Origin of the sequence: Rhodococcus sp. MEB064 (assembly GCF_000834565.1) — a bacterium.
Classification (GTDB): Bacteria; Actinomycetota; Actinomycetes; order Mycobacteriales; family Mycobacteriaceae; genus Rhodococcoides.
Genome location: NZ_JXQS01000003.1, coordinates 1 through 11011, shown reverse-complemented (window position 1 = coordinate 11011; position 11011 = coordinate 1). Strand labels below are relative to the sequence as shown.

Genomic DNA, 11011 nt, shown 5'->3' with positions numbered 1-11011 from the left:
CACGATCGGCGGATCCACCGGTCGCGGCGACGTTGTCCGTGGGGTTCGGCTCCCGACCCTAGCCTCGAGAGGCCGGGAGCCGAACACCGCGGCAGCGTGGCGTGCGATGAAAATAGGTTACTTACCAGTACATTTCAGTCGCGCGTGAGCTTGCGGTGCGTCACCCGGTGCGGACGCGCCGCGTCGGGGCCGAGCCGCTCGACCTTGTTGGCCTCGTAGCCTTCGAAGTTGCCCTCGTACCAGTACCAGGCTGCCTCGTTGTCGCCGAAGCCACCTTCCCACGCCAGGATGTGGGTACAGGTCCGATCGAGGAACCACCGGTCGTGCGAGATCACGACGGCGCAACCGGGGAACTCCTCGAGGGCGTTCTCCAGCGAACCGAGCGTCTCGACGTCCAGGTCGTTGGTGGGCTCGTCGAGCAGGATCAGGTTTCCGCCCTGCTTGAGCGTCATCGCCAGGTTCAGACGGTTGCGCTCACCACCGGACAGCACGCCGGCGGCCTTCTGCTGGTCATGGCCCTTGAACCCGAACGAGCTGATGTACGCACGCGACGGGAACTCCTGCGTACCGATGGTGATGAAGTCGAGGCCGTCCGACACCGTCTCCCAGACCGTCTTCGCCGGGTCGATACCCGAGCGGTTCTGGTCGACGTAGCTCAGCTTGACCGTCTGACCGATCTTCACCTCGCCGCCGTCCGGCTCCTCGAGACCGACGATGGTCTTGAAGAGCGTCGTCTTACCCACACCGTTGGGTCCGATGACACCGACGATGCCGTTACGCGGGAGCGTGAACGACAGGTCCTTGATCAGGACACGGCCGTCGAAGCCCTTGTCCAGGCTCTTGACCTCCACGACGACGTCACCGAGGCGCGGCGGGTTGGGAATCTGGATCTCGTCGAAGTCGAGCTTGCGCATCTTGTCGGCCTCGGCCGCCATCTCGTCGTACCGATCGAGACGTGCCTTGTTCTTGGCCTGGCGTGCCTTGGCACCGGAACGGACCCATGCGAGCTCGTCCTTGAGGCGCTTCTGCAGCTTCTGGTCCTTCTTGCCCTGGACCTCGAGACGGTCGGCCTTCTTCTCCAGGTAGGTGGAGTAGTTGCCCTCGTACGGGTAGAGCCGACCGCGGTCGACCTCGCAGATCCACTGCGCGACGTGGTCGAGGAAGTACCGGTCGTGCGTCACGGCCAGGATGGCGCCCGAGTACGCGGCGAGGTGCTGCTCGAGCCACAGGACCGACTCGGCGTCGAGGTGGTTGGTGGGCTCGTCGAGCAGCAGCAGATCCGGCTTGCTCAGCAGCAGCTTGCACAGCGCGACGCGGCGCTTCTCACCACCGGAGAGGTGCGTGACACCCTCGTCCGGCGGCGGGCAGCGAAGCGCGTCCATGGCCTGCTCGAGCTGCGAGTCGATCTCCCACGCGTCGGCGTGATCGAGCTTCTCCTGCAACTCGCCCATTTCTTCCATGAGCTCGTCGGAGTAGTCGGTGGCCATCAGCTCGGCGATCTCGTTGTACCGCTTGAGCTGGACCATCGTCTCGCCGAGTCCGTCCTCGACGTTCTCGCGGACCGTCTTGGTCTCGTCGAGTTCGGGCTCCTGCATCAGGATCCCGACAGTGGCGCCCTGTGCGAGGAACGCCTCACCGTTTCCGGGCTGATCGATCCCGGCCATGATCTTGAGGATGGACGATTTGCCGGCGCCGTTGGGTCCGACGACGCCGATCTTCGCTCCCGGCAGGAAGCTCATCGTCACGTCGTCCAGAATGACCTTGTCGCCGTGCGCCTTGCGCACCTTCTTCATGGTGTAGATGAATTCCGCCACGAGTTCCTCTCGTTGTGCTCACCAGCGTGTTCATGCCGGGCGTGGTGCCGGTGACTGGGAGATGTGCTCGACGGCAAACTCTACCGGGACCAGCACGTGGCGTGAAATGCTCGCGCGCTCAGCCCACGGCAGCAACCTCCTGCTCACCGTGCTCCTGCTCCGAACGGTCCTGACCCGAGTGCTCCTGACCCGAGTGCTCCGCGTCGTCCGGTCGCTCGGCGGCGACGGGCCGACTGCGATCGACCTTCACGCTGCACCTCGCCAGGTCGGGCCCGACCGCCGTCGCCCGGATCTCGAGATCGGCGCGGCCGACGCCGTCCTTCGTCGTGTACTCGTTGGTGTGGGCCTGTCCGAACACGATGACCGAATCGCCCTTCATCAGCGATGCCCCGACTCCCGACACCAGTCGGCGCCAGCAGCTCACCGAGGCGTAGAGGGTGTCACCGTCCTGCCATTCCCCGGTACCGCGATCCATCCGACGCGAGTTGCTGGCGACACGGAAGCTCATCACCTCGTCCCCCGACTGTGTGGTCCGCTTGATCGGGTTGGTGATGACCGTTCCCACGACCGTCAGGTACGCCTCGTACATGGTGTCTCCCCCTCGTCCGCGGCCGACGCGGTGTCGGTCGCACATCCGACTCTGCGCCGACGGGCGGCACGGAACCAGATGCGCGGGAGCCCTGTGGACGGTGGTCCACAGGGCTCCCGGAGGTCTTGACTTTCCTGATTGTCAGGCGGAGACCAGTTCGTCGCCCGACGCGGCGAGCAGGGTCGCGTAGGCACCTCGCAGCGCCACCAATTCGTCGTGCGATCCCGATTCGACGATGTGACCGTGATCGAGCACCACGATCCGATCGGCGGTGCGCACGGTGGACAGTCGGTGCGCCACGACGATGGTGGTGCGGTCGTGTTCCAGCTGGTCGATGGCCCCGGCGAGGGCGCGTTCGGTCGTGGTGTCCAGCGCACTGGTCGCTTCGTCGAGCACCAGCACCGGCGGGTTCCGCAACACCGTGCGGGCGATGGCGAGCCGCTGCTTCTCGCCGCCGGAGAACCGGTAGCCACGCTCGCCGACCAGGGTGTCGTACCCGTCGTCGAGCGAGACGATGAAGTCGTGGATCTGCGCCGTGCGGGCGGCATCCTCGATCTCGGCATCGGTCGCGGTGGGCTTGGCGAACCGCAGGTTCTCCCGGATGGTGTCGTGGAAGAGGTAGGTCTCCTGGGAGACGACTCCGACAGCGGCCGACACGGCGTCGAGCGCCATGTCGCGGAGGTCGACCCCGTCGATCTCCACCGACCCGGACGTCGGGTCGTACAGCCTCGCGGTCAGATAGCCGAGCGTGGTCTTTCCGGCGCCTGTGGCTCCGACGATCGCGAGCGTGCTGCCCGCGGGAACCGTGATGTCGATGTCGGAGAGGGTCGGTCGCCCGGCGCCGGGATACTCGAAGCCCACGTGGCGGAAGCGCACCTCGCCGCGCAGGGTCGCGGGGTCGACCGTCGTCGGCGACGCCGGTTCGTCGATGTCGACCGGCAGATCGAGGTACTCGAACACGCGGCCGAACAGGGCGAGCGAACTCTGCACCTCGACACCGGTGTTGAGCAGCATCATCGTGGGGCGGAACAGTTGTGTCTGCAAGGTGGTGAAGGCGACCAGAGTGCCGACGGTCAGCGCGCTGCCGTTGCCGATGGTGATCCCGGCGAACCAGTAGACCAGGGCGGGCATCGCGGCGAAGCTGATGGACATCGTGGCCATGCGCCACTTGCCGGCCATCATCGAGCGCAGTTCCACGTCGGCAACTTCCGACGACCGTGAGGTGAACCGGTCGGTCAGGACGCTCGATGCTCCCGTGGTCTTGCCCAGGAGGATGCCGCTGACGGACAGGGATTCCTCGACCTGGACGGACAGATCGCTCAGAAGTCGTTGCCGCACACCGGAGATACGTCGACGCTCGTCACCGACGCGTCGTGCGATGCGGACGAAGACCGGCAGGATCGCCAGGGAGAATAGAGCCAGTTTCCAGTCGAGAAGGAACAGCGCGACGACGGTTGCCAGAACGGTCGTGGCGTTCTGCGCGATGGACGTCGCGGTATTGGTGACGACGGACTGCATCCCGCCGATGTCGTTGGCGATGCGCGACTGCACCTCCCCGGTGCGCGTCCGCGCGAAGAATCCGAGGGACTGTCGCTGCAGGTGGGTGTAGACCTTCACCCGCAATCCGTGCATCAGCGCCTGGCCGATGCTGTTGGACATCCAGGTCTGCGCGACGCCGAGGCAGCTGGTGATGACGGCGATGGCGATCATGCCCCCGGCCAGGATCGTCACCAGGGCGACGTCGGCGTTCGGGATGGCATGGTCGAGCATGTCGCGCAGCAGCAAGGGAGATCCCAGCGCGACGATGGCGCTGAGGGTGATGACGGCACTGACTGCGGCGACTCGGCCGCGGTACGGGCGGAAGAGAGAGACGACTCGCCCGAGGGGGGCAGGTTCGGAACGGTGTTCATCCGGAATTGCCGGACTGGTGGAGGAACGCATATGACCTCCCGGTTGGATTGAAGCTGAGGTTACCTCATTATGAGGTCTACCGCTGCAACGTTAGTATCGTCGAGTGCATTCCCACGAGAAGGACCTCGGCGAACTGGTCATGATGGTGGCCCGCTCCATGAGACGCCGACACATGGCCGCACTCGAACCATTCGGGTTGTCCCCCTCGCACGGACGCGCGTTGCGAGTCCTGGCGGGCACGGACGATGCGCTCCGGCCCGGCGACCTGGCCGAGCGGCTGCGGATCGCGCCGCGGTCGGCGACCGACGTCGTCGATGCGCTGGAATCGTCCGGCTGGGTGGCACGCAGCGTCGACGCGACGGATCGACGTGCGGTCCTCCTGCGTCTCACCGACGACGGCCGCGACATGGCCCGCACCATCGCCCGAGCGCAGAAGAGCGCCTCCGAGGCGATGTTCGCCGGCCTGGGCGCCGAGGACCGCGCCACCCTGGCGGAGCTGTTGACTCGTATCAACGACGAATCCGGTGCAGGAAACATCGCATAGCGACGTTTTCTGCACCGGATTCGGTGACCCGGGGATCAGTGAGCGACGACAGTCGCACCCTCGGGTCCGTCAGGCAGCTTGCCCGAGCGCACCAGCAGGCCTGCCATCACCGAACCGGCGAGGAAGATGCCCGACGCCCACCAGAAGGTGGTGGTGTAGCTGGCGATCTCCGCATTCATCCGCAGCAGCGTCGCGGCGGCCTGCGGATCCGCGGCCTGAGCCACGGCGCCCTGGTTGTCGGTCGCGTAGTTCGACGCCGCGGTTGCCGCGATGGTGCTGAGCAGGGCCGTTCCGATGGATCCACCGACCTGCTGCATGGTGTTCACCGTTGCCGACGCGACTCCGGCGTCGTCGGGCGAGACGCCCGAGACTGCACCCTGCATGGCCGGAGCCATGGTGGCACCCATACCGACACCCATGATGAGCAGGCTCGGCAGGATGTGGGCTGCGTACGAGCTGTCGATGGAGATCTGGGCCAGCAGCGCCATACCCGCCGAGGCGATGAGCATGCCGGCGCTCATGAGGACGCGAGGTCCGAAGCGCGGCAGGATCACCGAGGTGGCGACGGTCGCCGTCACGACCAGGGTGGCGATCATCGGCAGGAACGCGAACCCGGTGGTGATGGGCGTGTAGCCGAGGGTGCTCTGCAGGTAGTAGGTCAGGAACAGGAACACGGCGAACATGCCGGCACCGATGACGAACACGGCCAGGTAGGCACCACCGCGTGTGCGGTCGAGGACGATGCGCAGCGGCAGCAACGGATGCGTCGCACGGGTCTGCAGGAAGACGAAGACACCGAGTAGGACGACGCCGACGGCGAGGAATCCGATGGTCACGGCGTTGCTCCAGCCGCTCGACTCGGCGTGTGCGAATCCGTAGACGATGGAGAACAGGGCCGCGGACACGCTGATGGTTCCGGGGATGTCCAGCACGGGACGCTCGGTCGCGCGGTGCTTGGCCAGCAGCATGAAGCCACCGACGAAGGCGACTCCGGCGAAGATGAGGTTGACGTACAGGCTCCAGCGCCAGTTCGCCCACTCGGTGAGCACGCCGCCGAGCAGCAGGCCGATGGCACCGCCGGCGCCGGCGACCGCGCCGAAGATGCCGAACGCCTTGGCGCGCTCCTTCGGATCGGTGAACGTGGTGGTGAGCAAGGAGAGTGCCGCGGGAGCGAGCAGGGCGCCGAAGACACCCTGACCGGCGCGCGCTGCGACGAGCATTCCGAAATTGACGGCCGCGCCGCCGACGGCGGACATCACCGCGAAGCCGACCAGACCGACGAGGAAGGTGGTGCGGCGACCGAAGAGGTCACTGAGTCGGCCACCGAGCAGCAACAGGCTGCCGAACGCGAGCGCGTACGACGTGACCACCCAGGAGCGGTCCGCGTTGTCGAAGCCGAGGTCGAGCTGAGCGGCGGGAAGCGCGATGTTCACGACGGTCGCGTCGAGCACGACCATGAGCTGAGCCAGGCCCAGAACGCCGAGGATGAACCAGCGTGTGCGGTCGGGGGCGTCGTGCGCGCTCGACCGGATTGCCCGGTCGACGTTTCCGACGTCGGATGTGGTGGAAGACATTGTTCCTCGCTTCGGTTACAGCGTGTGTGAGGTCTATGCGGAGGCGTAGGCTCCGGATAACAAGAAGATAGCAGCCATGCGGAGGTGTCGCCTCCGGTTAACCCGAGAACCAGGACGAAACGGACTGTGAAACCCACCACAGCGCCCAAGCCACTACGCGCCGACGCCGAGCGGAACAAGCTCAAGATCATCGACTGCGCGCGAGAGTTGTTGGCGCGCAAAGGACTCGACATCACGCTCGACGATGTCGCGGCGCGGGCCGGCGTCGGCGTCGGCACCGTCTATCGACGCTTCGCCAACAAGCAGGAGCTGATCGACGGCATCTTTGAACAGCGTCTCGTCGAGGTTCTCTCCCGCGCGGAAGCTGCCGCGAACGCCGACGATCCGTGGGAGGCCATGGTCGATTTCTTCGAATTCATGTGCCGACACCTGGCCGCGGACCGTGGTCTCGGTCACGTCGTGCTGGGGTGCGACGACGGGATGGACCGCATCGCTGCCGTGCGCGGCAAGCTCGAGCCGACCATCGACACCGTCATCTCTCGCGCGAAGGCCGCCGGCAAGCTCCGCTCCGACGTCGAACCCGGTGACCTCTTCACACTGGTGAAGATGATCGTCGCCGGCGCCGAGATCGCGGACGAGGTGGACCCCGACAACTGGCGGCGCTACTTCGCTCTCGTCATCGACAGTCTGGCGGCGTACCCCGATCGCTCGATACCGTTGCCGGGACGCGCGTTGACGACCGACGAGATCACCGCCGTCAAACACAAGCTGCACGGGAGGGGGATGTGATCGACAACCCGACTGCTCCCCCGCTGCTCGCCCCCGATGAGCACCATCGCCTGCTCGGCATCGTGCGGGGCGACGGTGCCTGGCCTCAGCTTCTCCGTTTCGCCATGGTCGGCGGACTCAGCAACATCCTGTACGTCGCCGTGTTCGTGGCGATGCACTCCGAGGGATCCATCGTCGCCAATGCCGTGGGCGCCGTCGCCTCCACGATCCTGGCCAACGAGCTGCACCGACGGCTGACGTTCCACGCCGCCGATCGCGTCGGCTGGTTCACGGCACAGTGGGAGGGCGGCGGGCTCGCTCTCATCGGACTGGGCGCCTCGACCGCCGCACTCACCGCGCTGGACGTCGCACTGCCCCAGGCCGGTGCAGCGCTGTCCGCCCTCATTCTCGTCGCGGTCACCGCGCTGGTCGGTGGCCTCCGCTTCCTCGCCCTGCGAGGGCTGGTCTTCTAACGCCCTTCGCGCTCACGCCGTGCCAGTTCGGCGAACATGGCGTTGTGCGCGGCCAGGTCGGCGCCGTCGTCACGATCGGCCGCGCGGTCCGTGCGCACCGCTTCCTTGCGGTCGGTGTTGGACCACTGGACGAGCAGAGCGAGCATCACCAGGATCAGCGGAACCTCGCCCGTCGCCCATGCGATACCGCCGCCGAGGCGCTGGTCCTGCAGCAGGTCCGAATTCCACGGGAGCGACAGACCGCGGAAGAACGTCTGTCCCATGACGGTGTCCTGACTCATCAGCGCGATACCGAAGAACGCGTGGAACGGCAGGGAGCCGAACACCATGGCCAGCTTCGTCACCGGCGACAGCCGACGCGGGGCCGGGTCGATACCGATGACGACCCAGTAGAACAGGTAGCCGCTGAGCAGGAAGTGCGCGTTCATCAGCAGGTGGGCGCCGTGCGAGTCGACGGACGCGCCGTAGATCCCGCCGAGGTACAGGGCGTAGAAGCCGCCGACGAAGATGACGGCAGCCACGATCGGTTGCGTCAGGAATCGGGAGAACGGACTGTGCAGGGCGGCCAGGATCCACTCGCGAGGACCCGGAATTCCGTCCTTCCCCGCGGCCGGCAGTACGCGCAGGGCGAGCGTCACGCCGCCGCCGAGCGCCAGCAGCACCGGCGTCAGCATGGACAGCACCATGTGTGAGCCCATGTGCACGCTGAACATGGCCATCGAGTAGCGGTACACCCCCGACGACGTCGCAAACAGAAGCGTCGCGCACCCCAGCATCCACGCGATCGTGCGGCCCACCGGCCACGCGTCGCCGCGGGCATGCAGACGGCGCACGCCGAGGAAGTAGACGACGGCCATCACGACGGCTGCGGTGCCGAAGATCAGGTCGAACCGCCAGTCGAACAGGAAGCGTCCGAGCGAGGGTGGCGCGGTGAGGTCGTATCCGAGTTCCACCTCGGTGATCGTCAGTTCGCGGGCACTACCGAGCGGGGGCGGGGTGCGTGAGAGCCCGACGGCCAGACCGATGGTCGCCGCGAACACCAGGACTTCGGCCCCGGCGAACCGGACCAGATTCCCGCGTGACGACGGGTCCGCCGCGAGAGCGGGCAGAGCGCGCCGACGCTGCATGTACCCGAAGACGCCGAGGACGACGAGTGCGGCGACCTTGGCCAGAACGAGTCGTCCGTAGGTGGAGTCGACGAGGTCCGCGGGCTCGACGCGCACCAGCGCGTTGACGACGCCGCTGACGCCCATGACGACGAACGCGACCGTCGCGAGCAGCGAGAACCGTCGTGCCGCGACATCGGTGTGTGCCCCGCGACGGGTGGCGTGAGCCAGCACCGCGAACAAGCCGCCGGCCCACAGCGACGCAGCAACTAAGTGCAGGATCAGGCTGTTGGTCGCCACGTCGTGGGAGCCGCCGGACGAGGAATGCCCTGACAGGGCGAGCGGCATCAGCGAGCCCAGCGCTACTAGCAGCAGCACCGGTGTCCACGACCACCGAAGCACCGCGCGGCAACCGATCGCCAGCACGATCGCGATGATCGCCGTCCACTGCCATGCCCGGGCGAGTTCGATCTGCTCGATGCCCGACCACAGGTTCTGCGGCTTCATCGCCTCCGACAACGGCTGACCGGACGTGTCCGACAACGTCAGCGGCACCAGCACGATCGAGCACGCGGCCCACACGATGGCGGCCGCCGACGCGGTGCGCACAGCCCGGTACCCGTCGATGTCCAGCACACCCGACTTCTGCGGCGGAACCAGGAACGCTGCGAGCAGCAGGGAGCCGACCGCGATGACAGCGGCGACCTCACCCAGAGCACGAACAGCGGGAAGTCCGTAGGTGGTGACCGGTCCGGGGTCGGGAATGCCGAGCAGGACGAGGGCTTGCGACGCCGACAGCGCTACGACGAGACCTGCGACCACGGCGGCGATCAGACCGGCGGTCACGAATACCCCGCCCGATCCGGTGCTGCGTGCGGCGGGCGCAGTGCGCTCGACCTCAGTTGTTGCCATACCTCCAGGGTAGGAGGTGACTGGCGTCGCAGCACCTACGGGCTGTAGTACTTCCCGTCACCAGTCGACATCACCGGTGGATCCGGCCCTCCCGCTCGCCGAGGGGCCTACCGCCCCCACCCCACCGGCGCGCCACGATCTCCGCCGCGATGGACACCGCGGTCTCCTCCGGTGTCCGCGCACCCAGGTCGAGCCCGATGGGAGACGAGAGTCGTGCGAGTTCGTCGTCGCCGATCCCCACCTCGCGCAGTCGCACAACACGATCGTCGTGGGTCCGACGTGACCCCATCGCGCCGATGTACCCCACGCGCGGGAGTCGCAACGCCACCTCGAGCAGGGGCACGTCGAACTTGGGGTCGTGGGTGAGCACGCAGATCACGGTGCGCTCGTCGATCTCACCCTCGGCCTGCAGTCGCTCCAGGTACCGATGCGGCCACTCGACGATCACCTCGTCGGCCGTCGGAAAACGCTCGGGGGTCGTGAACACCGGCCGGGCGTCGCACACCGTGACGCGATAGCCGAGGAGCGTGCCCTGACGCGCCACCGCCGACGCGAAGTCGATCGCGCCGAACACGATCATGCGGGCACGGGGCGCGAAGGAGTTCACGAACACCGTCATGCCCTCGCCGCGTCGCTGCCCGTCCGGACCGTAATGCAGCACATCGGTGCGGCCGGCCTCGAGCAGTCCGCGGGCGTCGTCGACAACCGCCGCATCGGCGCGGGCCGATCCGAGCGTGCCGGACGCCGTGTGCGGCTGCACGACGAGCCGAGCGCCCACACGGGAGGGGTCGGTATGCTCGATGACGGTGGCCACTGCCACCGGTCGGTGCTCCTCGACGGCCGCAGCCACCGAGTCGAGCTCCGGAAAGGTTGTGCAAGAGATGGTCTCGACGAAGACGTCGAGAATGCCTCCGCACGTCAGACCCACCGCGAAAGCATCGTCGTCGCTGACCCCGTACCGGTGCAGGCCGGTCTCACCGCTCTGCGCGGCGTCGTACACCGCGCCCTCGACGCAGCCGCCCGATACCGATCCGACGACTCGACCGTCGGCGAGTACCGCCATCGAGGCACCCGGCGGGCGCGGCGCCGAGCGGAAGGTGCGCACCACGGTGGCAACGCCGACCGACTCGCCCGCACGCCAGGCGGCGAGCACTCGATCCATCACGTCCAGCACCACCGCAGCCTTCCCTCGAACCGTGGAGTCTAAGCCGCACCTGCACCCGGGGCGCGGTGAGCGGCCTCGCTACACTCGACGGCGCATCGGACACCGATGCGCGCCTCCGTAGCTCAGGGGATAGAGCAAGGGCCTTCTAATCCCTT

General features: G+C 67.2%; 9 protein-coding genes. 3 read left to right on the top strand and 6 right to left on the bottom strand.

Translation table 11 applies throughout. The features are described 5' to 3' along the window. Nucleotides 1–134: 134 nt before the first annotated feature. The 3 genes from ettA to RU01_RS01485 all read right to left on the bottom strand — a co-directional run bounded on the left by ettA (nucleotide 135) and on the right by RU01_RS01485 (nucleotide 4344). On the bottom strand, nucleotides 135–1814 hold the full coding sequence (ettA, locus tag RU01_RS01495) for an energy-dependent translational throttle protein EttA (RefSeq protein WP_042572748.1): 1680 nt from the start codon (nucleotides 1812–1814) through the stop codon (nucleotides 135–137). Between the two features lie 118 nt (nucleotides 1815–1932). After that, the gene (gene ssb, locus RU01_RS01490) at nucleotides 1933–2403 is read right to left on the bottom strand and encodes a single-stranded DNA-binding protein (protein WP_082042802.1); all 471 of its coding nucleotides are present in this window, start codon (nucleotides 2401–2403) and stop codon (nucleotides 1933–1935) included. Between the two features lie 141 nt (nucleotides 2404–2544). Then, nucleotides 2545–4344 (bottom strand): ABC transporter ATP-binding protein, encoded by a 1800-nt coding sequence (locus tag RU01_RS01485; protein WP_042572747.1) that lies wholly within the window; start codon nucleotides 4342–4344, stop codon nucleotides 2545–2547. 73 nt (nucleotides 4345–4417) lie between these two features. Between RU01_RS01485 and RU01_RS23445 the strand changes: the two genes are divergently transcribed. Then, on the top strand, nucleotides 4418–4858 hold the full coding sequence (locus RU01_RS23445) for a MarR family winged helix-turn-helix transcriptional regulator (RefSeq protein ID WP_042572746.1): 441 nt from the start codon (nucleotides 4418–4420) through the stop codon (nucleotides 4856–4858). A gap of 35 nt (nucleotides 4859–4893) precedes the next feature. Here RU01_RS23445 and RU01_RS01475 read toward each other — a convergent pair whose 3' ends face one another. Further along, complete coding sequence (locus RU01_RS01475) at nucleotides 4894–6432, bottom strand: MFS transporter (protein ID WP_042572745.1); 1539 nt, start codon at nucleotides 6430–6432, stop codon at nucleotides 4894–4896. A 126-nt stretch (nucleotides 6433–6558) separates the two neighbouring features. Between RU01_RS01475 and RU01_RS01470 the strand changes: the two genes are divergently transcribed. Further along, a complete protein-coding gene (locus tag RU01_RS01470) occupies nucleotides 6559–7221 on the top strand; it encodes a TetR/AcrR family transcriptional regulator (protein ID WP_042572744.1) in 663 nt (220 codons plus the stop codon). Continuing rightward, entirely contained in the window at nucleotides 7218–7673 is a 456-nt protein-coding gene (locus tag RU01_RS01465) for a GtrA family protein (RefSeq protein ID WP_052493065.1), read from the top strand. Before RU01_RS01470 ends, RU01_RS01465 begins: the two co-directional genes overlap by 4 nt. Here RU01_RS01465 and RU01_RS01460 read toward each other — a convergent pair. Continuing rightward, nucleotides 7670–9691 (bottom strand): cytochrome c oxidase assembly protein, encoded by a 2022-nt coding sequence (locus RU01_RS01460; protein WP_042572743.1) that lies wholly within the window; start codon nucleotides 9689–9691, stop codon nucleotides 7670–7672. The genes RU01_RS01465 and RU01_RS01460 overlap by 4 nt on opposite strands. 70 nt (nucleotides 9692–9761) lie before the next feature. Further along, the gene (locus RU01_RS01455) at nucleotides 9762–10865 is read right to left on the bottom strand and encodes an XdhC family protein (protein ID WP_042572862.1); all 1104 of its coding nucleotides are present in this window, start codon (nucleotides 10863–10865) and stop codon (nucleotides 9762–9764) included. Nucleotides 10866–11011: the final 146 nt, after the last annotated feature.